This is a genomic window from Thauera sedimentorum (assembly GCF_014489115.1).
In the GTDB taxonomy this organism is placed as follows: Bacteria; Pseudomonadota; Gammaproteobacteria; order Burkholderiales; family Rhodocyclaceae; genus Pseudothauera; species Pseudothauera sedimentorum.
In genome coordinates, this window is record NZ_JACTAH010000002.1 from 1,023,382 (window position 1) to 1,043,040 (window position 19,659).

A 19,659-nucleotide genomic window follows, 5' to 3' on the forward strand; every position below is an offset into this window, starting at 1 on the left:
ATCATGAACGACGCCTTGGTCATTGCGGGCAAGTCCTACGCTTCCCGCCTGCTGGTGGGTACCGGCAAGTACCGTGACTTCGCCGAAACCCGCGCGGCGATCGACGCCAGCGGGGCCGGGATCGTCACCGTGGCCATCCGCCGCACCAACATCGGGCAGAACCCGGACGAGCCCAACCTGCTCGACGTGCTGCCGCCCGAGCGCTTCACCATCCTGCCCAACACCGCAGGCTGCTACAGCGCCGACGACGCGGTGCGCACCCTGCGCCTGGCGCGCGAGCTGCTCGACGGCCATGCGCTGGTTAAGCTGGAGGTGCTGGGCGACCCGACGACGCTGTTCCCCAACATGCCCGAGACCCTGAAGGCGGCAGAGACCCTGGTCAAGGATGGCTTCGACGTCATGGTGTACTGCTCGGACGACCCCATCCAGGCGAAGATGCTGGAAGACATCGGCTGCGTCGCGGTGATGCCGCTGGCCTCGCTGATCGGCTCCGGCATGGGCATCCTCAATCCTTGGAATCTGCGCCTGATCATCGATAACGCCAAGGTGCCGGTGATCGTCGATGCCGGGGTGGGCACCGCCTCGGACGCGGCCATCGCCATGGAGCTGGGTTGCGACGGCGTGCTGATGAACACCGCCATTGCCGCCGCCCGCCAGCCGGTGATGATGGCCGGGGCGATGAAGAAGGCGGTCGAGGCCGGGCGCGAGGCCTTCCTGGCCGGGCGCATGCCGCGCAAGCTGTACACGGCCGATCCCAGCTCGCCCACCAGCGGCCTGATCGGGTCCTGAGCATGAGCGAAGGCATTCACGACCGCGGTTTTCCCGAGGGCGAGGAGCACCGCTTCTCGCGCCGCTCCATTCGCAGCTTCGTGCTGCGCCAGGGGCGCATGTCCGAGGCCCAGCAGCGCTACCTCGACACCGTGCTGCCGCGCATCGGCCTGGCCTACCGCGAGGCGCCGCTGGACCTGGACGCAGCCTTCGGGCGCAGCGCGCCGAAGATCGTCGAGATCGGCTTCGGCATGGGCGAGACCACTGCGCGCATTGCCGCCGCGCACCCGGAGAACGACTACCTCGGCATCGAGGTGCACACTCCCGGCGTGGGCGCGCTGTGCAAGCTGGTGGAGGAGCAGGGCCTGGGCAATGTGCGCATCATGCAGCACGACGCGGTCGAGGTGCTGCGCGACATGATCCCGGACGGCACGCTGGCGGGCGTTCACGTGTTCTTCCCCGACCCCTGGCGCAAGAAGCGCCATCACAAGCGGCGCATCATCCAGCCCGATTTCGTTGCGCTGATCGCCTCCAAGCTCGCACCCGGCGGCTACCTGCACTGCGCGACCGACTGGGAGGACTACGCGCATTGGATGCTGGAGGTGCTCGCAGGCGAACCGGCGCTGGTCAACAGCGCCGACGGTTTTGCGCCGCGGCCGGACTACCGCCCGCTGACCAAGTTCGAGAATCGCGGCCTGCGCCTCGGCCACGGCGTCTGGGACCTGGTCTTCCGTCGCCGCGCCTGAGCGCTTCCTGCCCGTCCCGCCGAACCTTCCGGTAAGCTCCGCGTCATAGCGGCGGGCGTGCGCGTCACGCCGCGGATACGCAGGGAGCGCCTCACATGATCGGAAAATTCTTCGGCTTCATCGGCCGGGTGCTGGGCGCAGCCTGGCGGTGGCTGGATGCGGTACGCCGCACGCTGGTAAACCTCGTCTTCCTGCTGTTGCTGGGCGTGGTGCTCGCCATCTTCCTGCACCCCGGGCCGCAGGTGCCCGAAGGCGCGGCGCTGCTGCTCAAGCCGCGTGGCGCCCTGGTCGAGCAGTCGTCCTTCGACGATCCGCTGAGCGTGCTGCGCGGCAGTCGCGCGTCCGAGGGGCAGATCGTGATGGCCGACCTGCTCGAAGCGATCGCCGCCGCCCGGGACGACGCGCGCATCAGCATGCTGGTGCTGGAGACCGACGAGCTGCAGGGTGGCGGCCTGTCCAAGCTCGCCGAACTGCGCCAGGCCCTGCAGGACTTCCGCGCCGCCGGCAAGCCGGTGCTGGTGCGCGGCGAGCGTTTCACCCAGGCCCAGTACTATCTGGGCTCGGTGGCGGACGAGATCCATCTGGCGCCCGACGGCTTCCTGCTGCTGCGCGGGCTGGCGCGCTACGTCACCTATTTCGGCGATGCGCTCGAACGTCTCGGGATCAAGGTGCATGTGTTCCGGGTCGGCGAATACAAGTCGTTCAGCGAGCCCTTCACCCGTCGCGACATGTCGGATGAGGACCGCGAGGCCACCCGCGACCTGCTCGACGGCCTGTGGGACGTGGTGCGGGCCGACATCGCCACTGCGCGCAAACTGGATGCGGCCGCGCTGGAGCGCTACATCGCCGACTATCCGGCGGCGCTGGCGGCCGCCGGCGGCGATGCGGCCCGCGCCGCCCTGGACGCCGGGCTGGTCGACCGGCTCAGCACCCGCGACGAATGGCGCAAGCTGCTGATCGAGCGCGTGGGCGAAGCCGACGCACTGGCTGGAAATCTCCTCGATGCCGGCAACGGCGGCTTCCGCCAGATCGGCGCGGCCGCCTATCTGGCGGCGGTGCGTGCCGAGCGCCCTGGCGAGGGCGAGCGGATCGCAGTGCTGGTGGCGCAGGGCGCCATCGTCGATGGCGAGCAGCCCCCCGGTGCGGTCGGTGGCGACACCCTGGCCCGGCTGATCCGCGAAGCGCGCGAGGACGACAGCGTGAAGGCGGTGGTGCTGCGTATCGATTCGCCCGGGGGCAGCGCGTGGGCGTCGGAGCTGATCCGGCGCGAACTCGAACTCACCCGCCAGGCGGGCAAGCCGGTGGTGGCCTCGATGAGTTCGGTGGCGGCGTCCGGCGGCTACTGGATTGCCGCCGGGGCCGACGAGATCTGGGCCAGCCCGGTGAGCCTGACCGGCTCGATCGGCATCTTCGCGCTCTTCCCCGAGTTCACCGAGCCGCTGGAGCGTCTCGGCGTCACCGTCGATGGCGTGGGCACCGGGCCGCTGGCAGGCGCCTTCGATCCCCGGCGGCCGATGGAGCCGGCGGCTGCGCAAGCCCTGCAGCTGGGCATCGAGCACGGCTACCGGCGCTTCCTGCAGACCGTTGCGGATGCGCGCGGGATGAGCGTGGACGAGGTGAACACCGTTGCGCGCGGGCGGGTGTGGACCGGTACGACGGCCGCCGAGCTCGGCCTGGTGGACCAGCTGGGCGGCCTGGACGCCGCGGTGCAGGCCGCAGCCGGGCGGGCCGGCATCGAGCGCTTCGAGCTGAGCTGGCCGGCCGCGCAGCTGTCGCCGGCGCGCCGCCTGCTGCGCAGCCTGTTCGAGACCGCGGGCCTCGATCCTGCGCCGACCGTCGGCTCTTCACTCCTGGCCCAGTTGCTCGGCAAGCTGGAAGGCGCCGCTGCGGACCTGCTGCGCTGGAACGACCGCGACCACTTGTACGCGCACTGCCTGTGCGAGGCGCCGTGATGCGTCGGCCGCTCAGGCGCGCCAGAAGGGCTTGCGCGCCTCGCGCTCTGCATCGGCACGGCTGACGTCGATGTCGCGCAGCAGTCGGTCGTCCAGCTCGAGCAGTTCGCGGCGCTGACGGGCGCGGGCCGCCCATAGCGCAAGCGTGCTCGGCACGCCGCGGGCAAGGCGGCGCAGACCTGCGAGTGGATCGGGCCGGACAAGCGCGCGACCGGCGATGTGGACCAGGCTGTTCATGAGGATGCTCCCGCAGTCTTGGTGGATCTGGCTCAAGCTTGGTCGCATCGCGCCGGCATATCCAATCGTTTATCCGGAAGCGGGTCTTCGGAAAAGGTGATGGCGCGGGCAGGCCAACTGCGGTCTACTGACGGACATCGCACATCTGCCTTGGCGGACCCGATCATGGAGCTCTATCACCTGCGGACCTTCGTTGCCGTGGCCGAGGAGCGCAATCTCACGCGCGCCTCCGAACGCCTGTTCACCAGCCAGCCGGCGATCAGCGCGCACATCAAGGCGCTGGAGGAGACGCTCGGCGTCACCCTGTTTCACCGCACGCCCAAGGGCATGCGGCTCACCCCGGTGGGCGAGGACTTGTTGCCGCGCGCCCGCCAGGCGCTGGCCGCAGCGGGCGACTTCCTGCAGCACGCCCGCAATCTGCAGAACGAGCTGGTCGCCAGCGTGCGCATCGGGCTGAACACCGATGCGCGCTTCCTGCGGGTCACCGCCCTGCAGGCCGGCCTGGCGGCGCGGCATCCGCGCCTGGACGTGGCCATGCTCGCCGGCACCACCGGCGCCAATCTGCCGGCGCTGCGCGTCGGCAAGCTCGACGGGGCGTTCATCTCCGGCGAGCCGGACGATGCCGAGATGGAGATCCTGGAGTTGTGCGAGGAGCCGCTGGTGATCGCCGCGCCCAAGGCGCTGCGCGCGCAGCTCGAGGATGTCAGCGTGCCCGCGCTGGCGCGTCAGCCCTGGGTGTTTACCTCGCCCGATTGCGCCTACTTCAAGGCGATGAACGCCCTGTTCCGCGAACACTGCTGCGAGCCCGCGCGTACCCTGCTGGCGAACCAGGAGGACGCGCTGATCGAACTGGTGCGTGCCGGCGTCGGGCTGGGCATCGTGCGGGCGGGCCTTGTCGGCGGTGAAGAGGACGGCGCCTTCGAGCTGCCGGTGGCGCTGCCCTCGGTGCCGCTGCGCTTTGCCTACCTGCGCCGGCGCGCCAACGACCCGGTCATCCGCGCGCTGGTTGCGGTGCTGCAGGCGGTGTGGGAGCTCGAGGTGCCGGACGCGAGCGCGCGCGAGGCGGGCTGAGCGCGGGCCGGCGCGCCGCGGCTCAGTCCTCGTCGTCGAGGAAGATCTGCAGCAGGTCGTTGAGAAAGCGGCGCCCCTGCAGGGTGGGGCGCAGGCGTTCCGGATCGGGCGCCAGCAGTCCGCGGCCGCGCGCCTCGGCCAGTGGCCCGGCGAGTGCGGCGAGCGGGATGCCGGTGCGCGTGGCGAACAGCGCGGCAGGCACGCCGTCGGTGAGCCGCAGGGCGTTCATCATGAACTCGAAGGGCAGGTCGGCCACGCCCACCTCACGCCGCTCCTGGATGAAGTCGCCGCTCGCGGCGGCCGCGAGGTAGCGCTCGGGATGCTTGTGGCGCATCTCGCGCACGATGCCCTCATGGCTGGAGAGCTTGCCGTGCGCACCGGCGCCGATGCCGAGGTAGTCGCCGAAGGTCCAGTAGTTGAGGTTGTGGCGGCATTGCTCCCCGGCGCGGGCGAAGGCCGAGGTTTCGTAGTGGCCGAAGCCGGCGCCGGCCAGGGCGTCCTCGATGGCGTCCTGCATGTCGGCGGCCAGGTCGGCATCCGGCAGCGGTGGTGGCTGGTGGGCGAAGGGGGTGTTGGGCTCCAGGGTGAGGTGGTAGCAGGACAGGTGTCCGGCACCGCTGGCGATTGCGGTGCGCAGGTCGGCAAGCGCCTGTTCCATGTCCTGGCCGGGCAGCGCGTACATCAGGTCGAGGTTGACCCGCTCGACGTTCGACAGCGCCACGTCCACCGCGTCACGCGCCTCGCGGCCGCCGTGGATGCGGCCGATGGCGGCCAGGAAACGGTCGTCGAAGCTCTGCACGCCCAGCGACACCCGGGTGACGCCGGCGCTGCGGTAGTCGCGGAAGCGCGCGGCCTCCACGGTGCCGGGGTTGGCTTCCAGGGTGATCTCGGCGCCCGGCTCAAGTGGCAGCAGGGTGCGCACCGCGGTGAGCAGGCGGTCGAGTTCGACCGCCGGCAGTAGGCTGGGCGTGCCGCCACCGAGGAATACGCTGTACACCCGGCGGCCCCAGACCTGGGGCAGGGCGGCGGTGAGGTCGGCGATCAGCGCGTCCACATACGCCGCATGCGGCGGCTCGGCCGCGCGTGCGGTGTGCGAGTTGAAGTCGCAGTAAGGGCACTTCCTGACGCACCAGGGGTAGTGGATGTACAGCGCCAGCGGTGGCGGAGCGCTCAGTTGCGGGCGCTGCGGCAGGGGTACTGCGCCGCTCGCCGCGGACGATACCGCGGTGAGCGGAATGATGCGGCGTGCGCTCACAGGGGGTTTGCTTTCAGGCGGTCGAGCAGGTGGCGCATGGCGGCGCCGCGGTGGCTCAGCGTGTTCTTCAGCGCGGCATCCAGTTCGGCGGCGGTCTGGTCGAGTTCCGGCAGCCAGAACAGCGGGTCGTAGCCGAAGCCGCCTTCACCGCGCGGGGCCTGGAGGATCTCGCCGTGCCACTCGCCGTCGGCGATCAGCGGCTGCGGATCGTCGGCCGCACGCACCAGCACCACCACCGAGACGAAGTGCGCGCGGCGGTCGGCGACGCCGGCCAGGCGTTCGAGCAGCAGGGCGTTGTTACGCGCGTCGGACTTGGGTTCGCCGGCATAGCGTGCCGACTGCACGCCGGGGGCGCCGCCGAGGGCACGCACGCACAGCCCCGAATCGTCGGCGATCGCCGGCAGGCCGGTGGCCTCGGCGGCGTGGCGGGCCTTGGCCAGCGCGTTCTCGACGAAGGTGACGTGCGGCTCTTCGGCCTCGGCCACGCCCAGTTCTCCCTGGGGGATCACCTGCAGGCCGAGCGGTTCGAGCAGGGCCTGCAGTTCGGCGGCTTTCTTGGCGTTGTTGCTGGCGAGGACGAGGCGGGCGGTCATGGGGCGGGCTCCAGGGGCGGGGCGGGGCGACTCAGGCGGCGAGGGCGGCTTTCTGGATTTCGATCAGGCGGGCGATGCCTTGTTCCGCGAGGCCCAGCAGGCTGTCGAGTTCGGCGCGCGAGAAGGGCGTGCCCTCGGCGGTGCCCTGCACTTCGACGAAGCCGCCGGCGCCGGTCATCACCACGTTCATGTCGGTGTCGCAGTCCGAGTCCTCGTCGTAGTCGAGGTCGAGCACCGGGGTGCCGCGGTAGATGCCCACCGAGACGGCGGCCACGAAGTCGCGCAGGGGGCTTTCGGTGAGCTTGCCCTCGGCGAGCAGGCGGCCGAGCGCATCATGCACCGCCACGCAGGCGCCGGTGATCGCCGCGGTGCGGGTGCCGCCGTCGGCCTGCAGCACGTCGCAGTCCACGGTGATCTGGCGTTCGCCCAGCGCGGAGAGGTCCACCACCGCGCGCAGGCTGCGGCCGATCAGGCGCTGGATCTCCTGGGTGCGTCCGCTCTGCTTGCCTTTGGCTGCTTCGCGCGCGCTGCGGGTGTGAGTTGCACGCGGCAGCATGCCGTATTCGGCGGTCACCCAGCCCTGGCCCTTGCCGCGCAGGAAGGGCGGCACGCTCTCTTCCACGCTGGCGGTGCACAGCACCCGGGTATGGCCGAACTCGACCAGCACCGAGCCTTCGGCATGGCGGGTGTAGTGGCGGGTGAGGCGGATCGGGCGCAGTTCGTCGGCTTGGCGTTGGCTGGGGCGCATCGGGAGAGTCCTTGTCACTTACTTGCTGAATTTCTGGATGGCGGCGTTGATCTCGGCGATCGCGCGCTCGATCTCGTCGTCGGTCAGGTCGAGGGCGGCGGTCGGGCTGCGGCTCAGCTCGAAGCTGTCGAGCTTGGTGGCGAAGTCGTTCATCGCCATGGTCTGGGTGGATACCGAATCGGCCGACAGCGGCGCGGTGTCGTCGTGCCAGCGCACCGCGATCAGCGAAAGGTTGTCGCAGGTGGCGCCACCGAGGTGTTCGGCCTTGTCCATCAGGCGGGGGACCGCTTCCTGCACGAAGGTGTCGGACAGGCCGAGCAGCACGCCGCTGTCGCCCAGCGGTCCCCACAGGCCGTCGCTGCACAGCGCGAGGGTGTCGTTGTCGCGCAGCGCGACGCGCTTGGAGAACTCCACCTGCGGCGGATGGCTGCCGCCCAGGCAGGAATAGATGCGGTTGCGCCCGGGGTGGCGGGCCGCGCTCTGCGCGTCGAGCAGACCCTGGTCCATCATCAGCTGCACCCGCGAGTGGTCGCGCGTCTGGGCGGCGATGCGCCCGCCGCGCAACAGGTAGAGGCGCGAATCGCCGGCATGCGCCCACTGCGCGTGGCCTTCCTGCACCACGCAGGCGACCACCGTGGTGCGCGGCGCTTCCGGCAGGTTCTTGTCGAAGGCGTAGTCGAGGATGGCGTTGTGCGCATTGGTCAGCGCGCGCGACAGGAACATCGACGGGTCGTGCAGCAGCGGCTGGGCCTCGCGCTGGAAGGCCTGGGTGATGAACTGCACCGCGATCTGCGCCGCGACTTCGCCGTGCAGATGGCCGCCCATGCCGTCGGCCAGCAACAGCAGCAGGGCGTCGCGGGAGTAGCAGTAGGCGATGCGGTCCTGGTTGGACTTGCGCCGCCCGACGCGGCTTTCCTGGTAGATGGTGAACTTCAACGGAAACTCCCTCAGGTGCGGCCGATGAACGACCGGAGGCGGGTGCCGAGATCGGAGAACCAGCCGGCGGGCATGGCTTCGCCGGCTTCCTTGCGCATCAGTGCCTTCTGCAGCGAATACACGCTCTGCGGACGTTCGAGCGGATCGAGCTTCAGGCACCAGTCGATGGTTTCGAGCAGCTGTGCGGAGTACTTTCCCGCATGGCTGCGGGTGGCGGGCTGCAGGGTGTCCTTCTGCTGGCGCTCGTCGGAGCGGGGCGGTGCGCTGCCCTCGATACAGGCGTAGAGGCTGGCGCCCACGCTGTAGATGTCGCTCCACGGACCAAGCGCGTCGCGGTTGTTGAGCTGCTCGGGCGAGGCGAAGCCGGGGGTGTACATCGGCTTGAGCATCGGCTGGTCGGTGAGCAGGGTCTGGCGCGCGGCGCCGAAGTCGAGCAGCACCGGGGTGCCGTCGTTGCGCAGGTAGATGTTGGACGGCTTGATGTCCAGGTGCAGCAGCTTGTGCGCGTGCACCTCGCGCAGGCCGTTGAGCATGCGGGTGAACACCCCGCGGATGAAGCGTTCGCTCACTTCGCCACGGTGGCGGTGGATGTAGTCGTGCAGGGTACGGCCGCGCTCGAACTGCATGACCATGTACACCGTGCCGTTGGCGCGGAAGAAGTTCATCACCCGCACCACGTTGGGGTGCATCAGGCGCGCCAGCGAGCGCCCCTCCTCGAAGAAGCACTTCATGCCGTAGCGGAAGGCCGGCATGTTGTCGTCGGGCACCTGCGGTTCCAGTTCGCCTTCCTTGCGCACCGCCAGCGAGTTGGGCAGGTACTCCTTGATCGCCACCGGGGTGTCGTCCTCGTCGTAGGCGAGGTAGACAATAGAGAAGCCGCCGAGCGAGAGCTGCCGGTCGATGCGGTACTGGTCGAGCTGGAAGCCGGTCGGCAGGGGAGCGTTCGCTTGAGGCGGCATCGGCGTGCGGGGTAGGATTCGCGCTTCGTCGCACTGTGAAGGCGGGAAGCGCAGTGTAAACGATCCCGTCAGTCCCCGGAGATTCATCCATGATTCATAGCATGACCGGCTTTGCGGTGCAGACCCGCGACCTTGGGCGCGTGAGCCTCCACCTGGAGCTGCGCAGCGTCAATTCCCGCTATCTCGACCTTGCGTTCCGTATCGCCGACGACCTGCGCCAGGCCGAACCGGCCATCCGCGAGCTGATCTCCGCCCGCCTGTCGCGCGGCAAGGTGGAATGCCGTCTCAACCTGCAGACCACCGACGCCGCGCCGCGCAGCCTGGCGCTCAACGCCGGCCTGCTCGAGCAGCTGAGCGAGGCCGAAGCCACGGTGCGCGCCCGCCTGCCCGAGGCCGCCGGGCTGAGCGTGGGCGAGGTGCTGCGCTGGCCCGGCATGCTGGCCGACGACAGCCTGGCCTTCGAGCAGATGCAGCCCGCGGTAGTGGAGCTGGCGCGTGCCGCGCTCGACGAACTGGCCGCCGCGCGTCGCCGCGAGGGCGAGAAGCTCGCCGACATGATCCGCGAACGCACCGCGCGCATGCGCGAGCTGGTCGCCCAGGTGGCGCCGCGCATTCCGGCGATCGTCGCCGATCATCAGGAAAAGCTCGCCACCCGCCTGCGCGAGGCGGTCGCCAGCCTGGACGAGGACCGCATCCGCCAGGAAGTGGCGATGTTCGCCCAGCGCATCGACGTGGCCGAAGAGCTCTCGCGCCTGGCCACCCACCTGGACGAGGTCGATCGCATCCTCAAGGCCGGCGGCGCGGCCGGCAAGCGCCTGGACTTCCTGATGCAGGAACTCAACCGCGAGGCCAACACGCTGGCGTCGAAGTCCGCCGCCACCGACATCACCGGGGTGGCGATGGAGATGAAGGTGCTGATCGAGCAGATGCGCGAGCAGGTGCAGAACATCGAATAGGCGCCGGCGTCCGGGCTTGCGGCGGTGCAGCGCATATGGCGGTGGTCGTAGTAAGATGGACCACCCGCAAGAAGTCAGCCCTCCCCCATGTCCGGTACCCTGTTCATCGTCACCGCGCCATCCGGCGCCGGCAAGACCACGCTGGTGCGCGGCCTGCTCGAACGCGACCCCAAGGTCCAGCTGTCGATCTCGTTCACCACGCGCGACCCGCGGCCGGGCGAGCAGAACGGGCGCGAATACCATTTCGTGGACGTCGACCGCTTCCGCAGTCTGCGCGACAGCGGCGAGTTCCTCGAATGGGCCGAGGTGCATGGCAACTACTACGCCACCTCGCGCACCTGGCTGAAGGAGCAGATCGCCGCCGGGCGCGACACGCTGCTGGAGATCGACTGGCAGGGCGCGCAGCAGGTGCGCAAGGCCTTTCCGGACGCGGTCGGCGTGTTCATCCTGCCGCCGTCCTTCGAGGAACTGGAATCCCGCCTGCGCGGGCGCGGCACCGACAGCGACGCGGTGATCTCGCGCCGTCTGCTGGGCGCCCGCGGCGAGATGCGCCATGTGGGGGAGTTCGACTACGTTATAATTAACAACGAGTTGCAGGCGGCGGTGGACGACCTGGTGGCGGTCGTGCGTGCCGCCCGGCTGCGTTATGCCAATCAGCATGCCCGCCACCTGCAATATTTCGACTTTCTCGAACAGGACTGAACCACATGGCCCGCATCACCGTTGAAGACTGCCTGAAAAGGATCCCCAACCGTTTCCAGCTGACCCTGGCCGCCACCTACCGCGCGCGCCAGCTGACCGTCGGCGGCACGCCGCAGATCGAGCTGGACAAGGGTGACAAGGACAAGCCGACGGTGATTGCGCTGCGCGAGATCGCTGCGGGCAAGGTGGGCCTGGAAGTCCTGAACCGCGGACAGGCCTGACCCCCTGCGGGGGGAAGGAGTTCCAGCCATGGACGCATCTGCCGCCCCGGCCCCGGAGCCCTTCCGCCCGCCAACTTCCAGCGTGCTGTCGCTGGATTTCGAGCGGCTCAAGAGCAAGCTCGCCACCTATCTCAAGCCGGAAGACGTCGGCCGCATCGAGGCTGCCTACCATTTTTCGGCGAATGCCCACGAAGGGCAGTTCCGCATCAGCGGCGATCCCTACATCTCGCACCCGGTCGCGGTGGCCTCCATCGTCGCGGACTGGAACCTCGACAGCCAGGCGCTGATCGCCGCGCTCCTCCATGACGTCATGGAGGACACCCACATCTCCAAGGCGGAGATCGCCGACCGCTTCGGCAAGACCGCCGCGGAGCTGGTCGACGGGCTGTCCAAGCTCGACAAGATCGAGTTCCGCTCCCACGAGGAAGCGCAGGCCGAGAACTTCCGCAAGATGCTGCTGGCCATGGCCAGCGATCTGCGGGTGATCCTGGTCAAGCTCGCCGACCGCCTGCACAACATGCGCACGCTGGACTTCGTGCGCCCCGCCAAGCGCCGCCGCATCGCCAACGAGACGCTGGAAATCTACGCCCCGATCGCCAACCGCCTGGGGCTCAACAATCTCTACCGCGAGTTGCAGGAGCTGTCCTTCGAGCACAAGTTCCCCTTGCGCTACCGCGTGCTGTCGCGCGCGATCAAGGCGGCGCGCGGCAACCGCCGCGAGGTGGTCGGCAAGGTGCTCGCCGCCATCGAGGAACGCCTGCCTCAGTGGGGCATTTCGGCCGAGGTGCAGGGGCGCGAGAAGCATCTGTTCTCGATCTACCGCAAGATGGTCGAGAAGCACCTGTCCTTCTCGCAGGTGCTGGACATCTACGGTTTCCGCGTGATCGTGCGCGACATCCCCGGCTGCTACCTGGCGCTCGGGGCGCTGCATTCGATGTACAAGCCGGTGCCGGGCAAGTTCAAGGACTACATCGCCATCCCCAAGGCCAACGGCTACCAGTCGCTGCACACCACGCTGATCGGCCCCTTCGGGACCCCGGTGGAGGTGCAGATCCGTACCCGCGAGATGCACCACATCGCGGAGGCCGGAGTGGCCTCGCACTGGATGTACAAGGAAGACGAGAAGACGCTCACCGAGCTGCAGCAGAAGACCCACTCCTGGCTGCAGTCGCTGCTCGAACTGCAGCACACCTCGGGCGAGGCCACCGAGTTCCTGGAACACGTCAAGATCGACCTCTTCCCGGGCGAGGTGTACGTGTTCTCGCCCAAGGGCACGATCTTCTCCATGCCCAAGGGCTCCACGCCGGTGGACTTCGCCTACGCGGTGCATACCGACATCGGCAACCGTTGTGTCGCCTGCCGCATCAACGGCGACCTGATGCCGCTGCGCACCGAACTGCGCAATGGCGACCAGGTGGAGATCATCTCCGCCGCGCACGCCAGCCCCAACCCGGCCTGGCTGTCCTATGTACGCACCGGCAAGGCGCGCGCGCAGATCCGCCACTTCATGAAGAACGCCCAGCAGGAGGAGTCCGTGGCGCTGGGCGAACGCCTGCTCAACCAGGCGCTGCGTCCGCACGGCCTCACGCTGGGGCAGATCTCCACCTTCGCCTGGGACCGTTTCCTGCGCGACCGCGGAGTGCGCAGCAAGAAGGAGGTGTTCTCCGACATCGGCCTGGGCAAGCGCCTGCCGGTCATCGTCGCGCGCCGCGTGGCGCAGGCGCAGGACCTCGAGTCCGGCCGCCCGGACGTGATCAAGCCCAAGCCCGCGGGCGCCATCCTGATCCGCGGCTCGGAAGGCATCGCGGTGCAGCTTGCGCGCTGCTGCCAGCCGATTCCGGGCGACCCCATCATCGGCACCATCCGCAAGGGGCAGGGGCTGGAAGTCCATCTGCACGACTGCCCCAGCGTGGCCAAGCTGCGCGGCGATCGCGGGCGCTGGGTGGATGTGGAGTGGGAAACCGGTGACGACGACCGCCTGTTCGACGTCACCATCCGGGTGCTCACCAAGAACTCGCGCGGCGTGCTGGCGCGGGTGGCGAGCGCCATCTCGGAAGCCGACTGCAACATCCAGAACCTCACCATGGACAACGAGCAGGGGGCCTACACCGCGCTCAACCTGACCCTGCAGGTGCGCGACCGCATGCATCTGGCCCAGGTCATGCGTGCGGTGCGCCGGGTGCCGGAAGTGGTGCGCATCGGCCGCGTGCGCGGCGACGGCCGGGCGAGTTGAGCGTGCGCCGGTTCGGCCCCGTCCTCCTTGCGGGGGCGCATTCACCCGCGGTGTCGCGGCTTTCACGTTAGAATCCCGCCCGGAATACCGAGAAGATCAGGAACGAGGCCATGGCAATCTACGAATCGGAACACACCAAGTTCATGCGCGAGTGGCTCGAGAAGCACCCGCAGGAGCTTGAAGAGCAGAAGAAGGGGCGCGCCCTGTGGTGGGACAAGCCGCAGGACCTGGACAGCACCGCGCGCAACGCCCAGTCGCGGGTGCCGGTGAAGCCCTACTACTACGACGCCAACCACTGACCTTCCCGGCAGGCGCCATGCGTGCCGCCTGCCGCAGACCTGATGCCCGCTACCGATACCTCCCGCAGCGTCAGCCCGCTGCAGGCCGACCCGCAGCTCGACAGCTATTTCTCCACCGAAACCGAACGTCGCGAGAAGACCCGCGAGATGTTCGACAGTGCCGCCTTCGCCTACGACCGCGCTGAAGGGATCACCGCGCTGGGCACCGGCGCCTGGTACCGGCGCTACGCCCTGTCGCGCGCAGGGCTGGGCGAAGGCATGCGGGTGCTGGACGTTGCCGCCGGCACCGGCCTGGTGGCGCGCGAGGCCTGCCGGCTGATCGGCCCCGCAGGGCGGCTCACCGCCCTCGACCCCTCGCCCGGGATGCTGGCCGAACTGCGCAAGAAGCTCGACGTCGAGACCCTGGAGGCCTACGCCGAGTCGATTCCGCTGGCCGACGACCAGGTCGATTTCCTCTCCATGGGCTACGCCTTGCGCCACGTCGCGGATCTGGACGTGGTGTTCGCCGAATACCTGCGCGTGCTCAAGCCCGGCGGGCGCGCCTGCGTGATGGAGATCACCCGCCCGCAAAGCGCGGTCGGCCGCATGCTGATGCGGCTGTACATCCGCGGCGTGGTGCCGCTGCTGGCCCGTCTGGTACGCAGCGGGCCCGAGGTCGGCCGGCTGTGGGAATACTACTGGGACACCATCCAGGCCAGCGTAGGCCCGGACGAGGTGATGGACGCGATGCGCCGTGCCGGCTTTGCCGAGGTGCGCTGCCACGTCACCCTGGGAGTGTTCCGCGAGTACCTCGGGCGCAAGCCCGCAGCCTGAGCGCGCCCGAGCGCGGCATGTCGCTGCCCGAACGACTGGCCATCGTCGACGTCGAGACCACCGGCGCCAACCCGGTGCGCGACCGCGTCACCGAGATCGCCATCCTGCGCGTCGAACACGGCCGGGTGGTGGAGCGATGGGAGAGCCTGGTCAATCCGGGCATGCCCATTCCGCGCATGATCCAGGAGCTGATCGGCATCACCGACGCCATGGTGGCCGGCGCACCCGCCTTCGCCGAGCTCGCCGCCACGGTGCGCGAGCTGCTCGACGGCTGCGTGTTCGTGGCCCACAACGCACGCTTCGACTACGGCTTCATCCGCAACGAGTTTGCCCGCGCCGGTGGCGACTTCGACGCCCCGGTGCTGTGCACGGTGAAGCTCTCGCGCGCGCTCCATCCCGAACATCACCGCCACGGGCTGGATGCGTTGATCGCCCGCCACGGCCTGCAATGCGATGCCCGCCACCGGGCGATGGGCGACACCGAGGCCTTGTGGCAGTTCGCCCGGCTGGTGAGCGAGAGCTTCCCCCCCGAGCGCCTGGCCGCCGCCGCGGCGCGTGCGATGAAGGCGCCCGCGCGTCCGCCCGGCCTGCCCGAGGGCGCGATCGAGGGCCTGCCCGAGACCCCGGGGGTATATCTGCTGTACGGCGAAGCCGAGCGCCTGCTGTTCGTCGGCAAGGGTGCATCGCTGCGCGCCCGGGTGATGGATCACCTGTCCGCGGCCGGACGCCAGGGCAAGGATGCGGCGCTGGCGCGCGCGGTGCGACGGGTGGAATGGATCGAGACCGCCGGCGAACTCGGCGCGGCCCTGCTGGAGGCCCGCCTGGTGCGCGAGCAGCGTCCGCTACACAACCGCCAGCAACGCAGCGCCGACGAGGCCTTCGCCCTGCGCCTGACGCCTGGCCGCAAGCGCGGCGCGGTGGTGCAGCGCGTGCGCATCGCCGCTACCGATCCGGCGGACTGGGAGGGCTTGTACGGCTGCTTCCGCGAACGCAAGGAGGCCGAGAGCCTGCTGCGCGAGTTCGCCCTGCTGTATCGCCTGTGTCCCCGGCGCCTGGGGCTGGAGCCGGCGGGCGCGGGGGCCTGCCAGGCCTGTCAGGCCAAGCGTTGCGCGGGCGTCTGCGCCGGGCGCGAGAGTCCGGAGGAGCACGATGCGCGTCTGGCCGGCGCGCTCGCCGCGGTGCGTCTGAAACCCTGGCCCTGGGCGGGGCCGGTGGTGGTGAGCGAGCACTGCGCGCACAGCGGGCGCAGCACCAGCCACCTGCTGGACCGCTGGTGCCTGCTGGGCTCGGCGGACACGCCGGCCGAGCTGGATGCCCTGCTGGACGAGCGCCGGGTGCCCGCCTTCGATGCCGATCTCAGCCGCATCCTGCAGCGCTGGTTCGCCGATCCGGCGCGCATGGCCGCCGCACGGGCGCTGGGCGGCTCAACAGAACCGTAGGAGCGGCCTTGGCAGCGATGCAGCGGTCGTTTCCTTGCTGGCCGCATCGCGGCCAAGGCCGCTCCTGCTTTCGATTATTCGGCTTGTGGGCGCCGGGAGCCGTCCTAGCCCGCCGCGCAACTGCGCAGCATGCCGACGTCGGTCAGGGTGAGACCGCGCCGTCCGCGCGGACGGATCATGCCGTCGCGGGTCAGGCGACCCAGCGCGCGCGACAGGGTCTCGGGCGTGAGGTTGAGTTGCGCGGCGATGGTCTGCTTGTCGGAATCCAGGCGGATGTCGCAATGCTTCGCCTCGCGCGGGGCGAGCTGCGCAAGGTAGTGCGCCACGCGCTGGGTGCTGGTGCGCTGCACGCACAGCTGCAGGTTCTCGATCAGGGCGTACATGCGCTCGGACAGCCTGCCGAGCAGGGCCCCGTTGAGGGCGGCGCTGGCGGTCATGGCGCGGCGTAGCGAGGCCGACGGGATCAGCAGCAGCAGGGTGTCGCGGGTGGCCTGGGTGGTGACCGGCTGGGCGCGGCCGAGCAGCGCGGCCTCTTCGCCGAAGGTTTCGCCGGCGCCGGCGAGCTGTATGATTTTCTCCGAGCCGGCCGGGGACAGCAGGAAACGCTTCACCTCGCCCTCGACGACCACGTAGAGTCCTTCCGCCGGGCGGCCACTGTGGCTGACGATCTCCTGCCGGTAGAAATGGAAGGCCCGGGCGCCGGCCGCGAGCAGTTCGCGTTCGTCGTCGGCGAGCCTGTCGAAGGGGGCGATCCGCGCAAGCGCTTCGACGATGGACAGACAGGATTCGCGGGTCATCGGATACTCCTCCGCAGTGTTGTCCGCAGTGACACAATCCGGAGTCTAGTCGGCATGCAGGGGGCGTTGAAGGACGGGAATGGCCGACCGATCTTGTCGGGATACCCCCTTCGAGGTATCTGCGGCGCGCTCTAAGTCATTGATTATTAGGTGCGGGATTCCGGGTTGAAACGGATTGCACGGCTGTCGGGGCCGTAAGGGGATACCCCTATTCACCAGCCCCGCCGGTGCCGCCGCATCCTGTTCGCCTGGTGGATGGCGCGAGGCCATCCGATACTTGGAGATGACTGATGTACCGATTACGGGACGCCCTCGCCAAGCGCTCGATCCTGCTGCTGGTCGGCCTAGCGATGCTGGCGGTCACGCTGATCAGCGTGGCGGGCATGAGTGCCTCGGTGGTCGTTGCCGAAACGGTCCAGGGCAGCGGCAGTGCGATCAACGTGGCCGGCAGCCTGCGACGGCTCACCCACCGGATCGCCAGCCTGGTGGTCGCCGATGCCCTGCAGGAGCGCTACGCGCAGGATCGGGTGGTCGCCGCGATCGAGCATTTCGAGGCCAATCTCCAGCACCCCTCGCTGATGCGGGTGATGGAGCGTGAGCCGGGCAGCGTGTTCGCGGCCACCTACCGCGGCGTGGACGCGGCCTGGCGGCTGCGCCTGAAGCCGCTGTTCATCGAGGCCGACGGTGGCGGTCCGCCGCCGCCTTCCGCCGAGTATTACGAGAAGATGCTGGTCGAGGTGGACGACTTCGTCGAGCAGCTCAACACCCTGGTGGCGGTGCTGGAACACGACACCGAAGCCAGCATCCGCCAGTTGCGCAGCACCCTGGCGGTGGCGATCGCGCTCACCGTGCTGGTGGTGGCCGGCGCGCTGTACCTGCTGAACCGCTCGCTCCATCGTCCGCTGGCCGACCTGCTCACCAGCTCGACGCGCTTCGCCCGCGGCGACTTCAGCGCCCGGGTGCAGCGCACCGGTCGCGACGAGCTCGGGCGGGCGGGGGCCACCTTCAACCAGATGGCCGAAGAGATCTCCAAGCTCTACCGCGACCTGGAACGCCGGGTGCAGGCCAAGACCGCCGAACTGCAGCGCACCAACCGTTCGCTGGAGCTGCTCTACCACGCCATCTCGCGCCTCTATCACGCGCCGGCGGCGCCCGAAACCTACGAGGCGACCCTGCGCGACATCGAGCAGATCCTCGGGCTGGACGGCAGCTTCGCCTGCCTGCAGCCCAAGCACGGCGGCCCGGCGGTGGTGCTGGCGAGCAGCATCGGCCCGTGCCGCGAGCGGGGCGGCGACGAATCCGCGGCGGATTGTGCGGCCTGCTCCGGCGCGACTGCGCCGTGGACCTATCACCGCGAGGACGGCCACGACATCCTGATGGTGCCGCTGCGCGATGCCGAGCGCAGCTACGGCATGCTGCGCCTGGCCCTGCCGGCAGGCCAGCGCCTGCAGGACTGGCAGCGCCAGCTGCTCGAAGCGCTCTCGCGCCACATCGGCATGGCGCTCGGCATGGCCCGGCGTACCGAGCAGGAGCGCCTGCTGGCGCTGCAGGAGGAACGCTCGATCATCGCCCGCGAACTGCACGATTCACTCGCCCAGTCGCTGTCCTACATGAAGATCCAGGTCAGCCTGCTGCAGCCGGTGCTGGCCGATCCGGCGCGGTCGGCCGAGGCCGGCGTGATCCTGGCCGACCTGCGCGACGGCATCACCTCGGCCTACCGGCAGCTGCGCGAGCTGCTGGGTTCCTTCCGGCTGAAGATGGAGGGCGACTTCCGCACCCTGCTGGCGAACACCGTCGAAGAGTATGCCGCGCGGGGCGATCTGCCGATCGGGCTGGACGCGGACCTGGGCGGCTGCCACCTCACGCCGAACCAGGAGATCCACGTGCTGCACATCGTCCGCGAAGCGCTGTCGAACATGCTCCGGCATGCGCGCGCGCAGCGCGGCTGGGTGCGCATTGCCTGCATCGAGGGGCGGGAACTGAGCGTCGACGTGGAGGACGACGGCGTCGGCCTGCATGATGCGGCCGAGGATGGACACCATCACTACGGCCTGACCATCATGCGCGAGCGCGCCCTCGGCCTGCAGGGGCAGATCGCCGTTCATCCCCGCGCCGGCGGCGGCACCCGCGTGGCGCTGCGCTTTCCGGTTGCCGCCGCAGCCTTTCTTGAACCCGAAGCCGCCGACGGCGGCCCGCCCACGAGCACCGCATGACCGAGACCGTCCAGCGCGTCGTCATCGTCGACGACCACCCCCTGTTCCGCAAGGGCCTGGCCCAGTTGCTGCACACCCTGCCCGAGTTCCGCCTGATCGGCGAGGCCACCTGTGGCGAAGAGGGGCTGGCGCTCGCCTGCGAGCTGCACCCCGACCTGCTGCTGCTCGACCTCAACATGAAGGATCTCTCCGGGCTGCAGGTCTTGCGCGGGGTGCGCGAGGCGAAGCTCGACACCCGCGTGGTGATGATCACCGTCTCCGACCATGGCGACGACCTGGTCGCCGCGCTGCGCGGCGGTGCCGATGGCTACCTGCTGAAGGACATGGAGCCCGAGGAGATGCTCGAGGCGGTGCGCAACGCCGCCGCCGGGCGGGTGGTGGTAAGCGACAAGCTGACCCATCTGCTGGCCGCCGCGCTGCGCGCCGAGCGCCGTCCGGACACCGTTGCCGAGGCCGGCCTCACCGAGCAGGAGCGGCGCATCCTCGAGCTCATCGCCGGCGGCCTGTCGAACAAGCTGATCGGCCGCGAGCTGGACATCGCGGAAGGGACGGTCAAGGTGCACGTCAAGCACATCCTGCGCAAGCTCGGCCTGCGCTCGCGGGTGGAAGCCGCGGTGTGGGCGGTGGAACGCCAGCGCGCCGGCGATTGAGCCTCCCTCCGGGCCACCGCCTGAGGCCCGTCGGCAGTCAAGTTGCGACTCGTTCGCAACTTGACTGCTGT

General features: G+C 69.5%; 20 protein-coding genes. 13 read left to right on the forward strand and 7 right to left on the reverse strand.

Translation table 11 applies throughout. The annotated features are described in order from the left end of the window. The first annotated feature begins 3 nt into the window (after positions 1-3). From IAI53_RS14600 to sppA, 3 genes are all read left to right on the forward strand, one after another. Positions 4-789, forward strand: a complete 786-nt coding sequence (locus IAI53_RS14600; protein WP_187718898.1) for a thiazole synthase — start codon at positions 4-6, stop codon at positions 787-789. 2 nt (positions 790-791) lie between these two features. Further along, positions 792-1,514, forward strand: coding sequence for a tRNA (guanosine(46)-N7)-methyltransferase TrmB (trmB, locus tag IAI53_RS14605; RefSeq protein ID WP_187718899.1), 723 nt, complete (start codon positions 792-794; stop codon positions 1,512-1,514). Positions 1,515-1,609: 95 nt separating this feature from the next. Then, positions 1,610-3,466 carry a signal peptide peptidase SppA gene (sppA, locus tag IAI53_RS14610; RefSeq protein ID WP_187718900.1) on the forward strand — a complete coding sequence of 619 codons (1,857 nt, stop codon included), beginning with the start codon at positions 1,610-1,612 and terminating at the stop codon, positions 3,464-3,466. A gap of 12 nt (positions 3,467-3,478) precedes the next feature. Here sppA and IAI53_RS14615 read toward each other — a convergent pair whose 3' ends face one another. Next, on the reverse strand, positions 3,479-3,703 hold the full coding sequence (locus IAI53_RS14615; RefSeq protein ID WP_187718901.1) for a YjiS-like domain-containing protein: 225 nt from the start codon (positions 3,701-3,703) through the stop codon (positions 3,479-3,481). 165 nt (positions 3,704-3,868) lie between these two features. Between IAI53_RS14615 and IAI53_RS14620 the strand changes: the two genes are divergently transcribed. Continuing rightward, positions 3,869-4,774, forward strand: a complete 906-nt coding sequence (locus IAI53_RS14620) for a LysR family transcriptional regulator (protein ID WP_187718902.1) — start codon at positions 3,869-3,871, stop codon at positions 4,772-4,774. Between the two features lie 22 nt (positions 4,775-4,796). On the opposite strand, the gene hemW is transcribed toward IAI53_RS14620, so the two are convergent. Genes hemW through IAI53_RS14645 form a run of 5 tightly spaced genes read right to left on the reverse strand, consistent with a single transcriptional unit; the run spans position 4,797 to position 9,265 of the window. After that, positions 4,797-6,029, reverse strand: a complete 1,233-nt coding sequence (gene hemW / locus IAI53_RS14625) for a radical SAM family heme chaperone HemW (RefSeq protein ID WP_187718903.1) — start codon at positions 6,027-6,029, stop codon at positions 4,797-4,799. Beyond that, positions 6,026-6,622 (reverse strand): RdgB/HAM1 family non-canonical purine NTP pyrophosphatase, encoded by a 597-nt coding sequence (gene rdgB / locus IAI53_RS14630; RefSeq protein ID WP_187718904.1) that lies wholly within the window; start codon positions 6,620-6,622, stop codon positions 6,026-6,028. Before rdgB ends, hemW begins: the two co-directional genes overlap by 4 nt. A 31-nt stretch (positions 6,623-6,653) precedes the next feature. Next, positions 6,654-7,370, reverse strand: coding sequence for a ribonuclease PH (gene rph / locus IAI53_RS14635; protein WP_187718905.1), 717 nt, complete (start codon positions 7,368-7,370; stop codon positions 6,654-6,656). An 18-nt stretch (positions 7,371-7,388) separates the two neighbouring features. Continuing rightward, a complete protein-coding gene (locus tag IAI53_RS14640) occupies positions 7,389-8,306 on the reverse strand; it encodes a PP2C family protein-serine/threonine phosphatase (RefSeq protein WP_187718906.1) in 918 nt (305 codons plus the stop codon). An 11-nt stretch (positions 8,307-8,317) separates the two neighbouring features. Continuing rightward, complete coding sequence (locus IAI53_RS14645) at positions 8,318-9,265, reverse strand: serine/threonine protein kinase (protein ID WP_187718907.1); 948 nt, start codon at positions 9,263-9,265, stop codon at positions 8,318-8,320. 89 nt (positions 9,266-9,354) lie between these two features. Here IAI53_RS14645 and IAI53_RS14650 point away from each other — a divergent pair, with 89 nt between their 5' ends. From IAI53_RS14650 to IAI53_RS14680, 7 genes are all read left to right on the forward strand, one after another. Beyond that, positions 9,355-10,221: a YicC/YloC family endoribonuclease gene (locus IAI53_RS14650; protein ID WP_187718908.1), complete on the forward strand. Its 867-nt coding sequence runs from the start codon at positions 9,355-9,357 to the stop codon at positions 10,219-10,221. Positions 10,222-10,308: 87 nt separating this feature from the next. Continuing rightward, positions 10,309-10,923, forward strand: a complete 615-nt coding sequence (gene gmk, locus IAI53_RS14655) for a guanylate kinase (protein WP_187718909.1) — start codon at positions 10,309-10,311, stop codon at positions 10,921-10,923. Between the two features lie 5 nt (positions 10,924-10,928). Then, positions 10,929-11,144, forward strand: a complete 216-nt coding sequence (gene rpoZ / locus IAI53_RS14660) for a DNA-directed RNA polymerase subunit omega (RefSeq protein ID WP_187718910.1) — start codon at positions 10,929-10,931, stop codon at positions 11,142-11,144. A 28-nt stretch (positions 11,145-11,172) separates the two neighbouring features. Further along, positions 11,173-13,377, forward strand: a complete 2,205-nt coding sequence (locus IAI53_RS14665) for a RelA/SpoT family protein (protein ID WP_187718911.1) — start codon at positions 11,173-11,175, stop codon at positions 13,375-13,377. Positions 13,378-13,487: 110 nt separating this feature from the next. Continuing rightward, positions 13,488-13,676 (forward strand): DUF3460 family protein, encoded by a 189-nt coding sequence (locus tag IAI53_RS14670; protein ID WP_187718912.1) that lies wholly within the window; start codon positions 13,488-13,490, stop codon positions 13,674-13,676. A 42-nt stretch (positions 13,677-13,718) separates the two neighbouring features. Next, positions 13,719-14,489, forward strand: a complete 771-nt coding sequence (locus tag IAI53_RS14675) for a class I SAM-dependent methyltransferase (protein WP_187718913.1) — start codon at positions 13,719-13,721, stop codon at positions 14,487-14,489. A gap of 17 nt (positions 14,490-14,506) precedes the next feature. Next, entirely contained in the window at positions 14,507-15,928 is a 1,422-nt protein-coding gene (locus IAI53_RS14680) for a 3'-5' exonuclease family protein (RefSeq protein ID WP_187718914.1), read from the forward strand. A gap of 104 nt (positions 15,929-16,032) precedes the next feature. On the opposite strand, the gene IAI53_RS14685 is transcribed toward IAI53_RS14680, so the two are convergent. After that, entirely contained in the window at positions 16,033-16,725 is a 693-nt protein-coding gene (locus IAI53_RS14685; RefSeq protein WP_187718915.1) for a Crp/Fnr family transcriptional regulator, read from the reverse strand. A gap of 290 nt (positions 16,726-17,015) precedes the next feature. Between IAI53_RS14685 and IAI53_RS14690 the strand changes: the two genes are divergently transcribed. Then, complete coding sequence (locus IAI53_RS14690; RefSeq protein WP_187718916.1) at positions 17,016-18,938, forward strand: ATP-binding protein; 1,923 nt, start codon at positions 17,016-17,018, stop codon at positions 18,936-18,938. Next, positions 18,935-19,588 (forward strand): two-component system response regulator NarL, encoded by a 654-nt coding sequence (gene narL / locus IAI53_RS14695; RefSeq protein ID WP_187718917.1) that lies wholly within the window; start codon positions 18,935-18,937, stop codon positions 19,586-19,588. The genes IAI53_RS14690 and narL overlap by 4 nt, the downstream gene beginning before the upstream one ends. Positions 19,589-19,659: the final 71 nt, after the last annotated feature.

Excerpts from the sequence above, each read along its gene's own strand:
- IAI53_RS14645 (WP_187718907.1), bottom strand. The coding sequence starts at position 9,265 with ATGCCGCCTCAAGCGAACGCTCCCCTGCCGACCGGCTTCCAGCTCGAC.
- IAI53_RS14650 (WP_187718908.1), top strand. The coding sequence starts at position 9,355 with ATGATTCATAGCATGACCGGCTTTGCGGTGCAGACCCGCGACCTTGGG.
- rph (WP_187718905.1), bottom strand. The coding sequence starts at position 7,370 with ATGCGCCCCAGCCAACGCCAAGCCGACGAACTGCGCCCGATCCGCCTC.
- sppA (WP_187718900.1), top strand. The coding sequence starts at position 1,610 with ATGATCGGAAAATTCTTCGGCTTCATCGGCCGGGTGCTGGGCGCAGCC.
- rdgB (WP_187718904.1), bottom strand. The coding sequence starts at position 6,622 with ATGACCGCCCGCCTCGTCCTCGCCAGCAACAACGCCAAGAAAGCCGCC.
- IAI53_RS14665 (WP_187718911.1), top strand. The coding sequence starts at position 11,173 with ATGGACGCATCTGCCGCCCCGGCCCCGGAGCCCTTCCGCCCGCCAACT.
- IAI53_RS14600 (WP_187718898.1), top strand. The coding sequence starts at position 4 with ATGAACGACGCCTTGGTCATTGCGGGCAAGTCCTACGCTTCCCGCCTG.
- IAI53_RS14620 (WP_187718902.1), top strand. The coding sequence starts at position 3,869 with ATGGAGCTCTATCACCTGCGGACCTTCGTTGCCGTGGCCGAGGAGCGC.
- IAI53_RS14675 (WP_187718913.1), top strand. The coding sequence starts at position 13,719 with ATGCCCGCTACCGATACCTCCCGCAGCGTCAGCCCGCTGCAGGCCGAC.
- gmk (WP_187718909.1), top strand. The coding sequence starts at position 10,309 with ATGTCCGGTACCCTGTTCATCGTCACCGCGCCATCCGGCGCCGGCAAG.
- IAI53_RS14690 (WP_187718916.1), top strand. The coding sequence starts at position 17,016 with ATGTACCGATTACGGGACGCCCTCGCCAAGCGCTCGATCCTGCTGCTG.
- IAI53_RS14670 (WP_187718912.1), top strand. The coding sequence starts at position 13,488 with ATGGCAATCTACGAATCGGAACACACCAAGTTCATGCGCGAGTGGCTC.
- trmB (WP_187718899.1), top strand. The coding sequence starts at position 792 with ATGAGCGAAGGCATTCACGACCGCGGTTTTCCCGAGGGCGAGGAGCAC.
- IAI53_RS14685 (WP_187718915.1), bottom strand. The coding sequence starts at position 16,725 with ATGACCCGCGAATCCTGTCTGTCCATCGTCGAAGCGCTTGCGCGGATC.
- IAI53_RS14615 (WP_187718901.1), bottom strand. The coding sequence starts at position 3,703 with ATGAACAGCCTGGTCCACATCGCCGGTCGCGCGCTTGTCCGGCCCGAT.
- rpoZ (WP_187718910.1), top strand. The coding sequence starts at position 10,929 with ATGGCCCGCATCACCGTTGAAGACTGCCTGAAAAGGATCCCCAACCGT.
- IAI53_RS14680 (WP_187718914.1), top strand. The coding sequence starts at position 14,507 with ATGTCGCTGCCCGAACGACTGGCCATCGTCGACGTCGAGACCACCGGC.
- narL (WP_187718917.1), top strand. The coding sequence starts at position 18,935 with ATGACCGAGACCGTCCAGCGCGTCGTCATCGTCGACGACCACCCCCTG.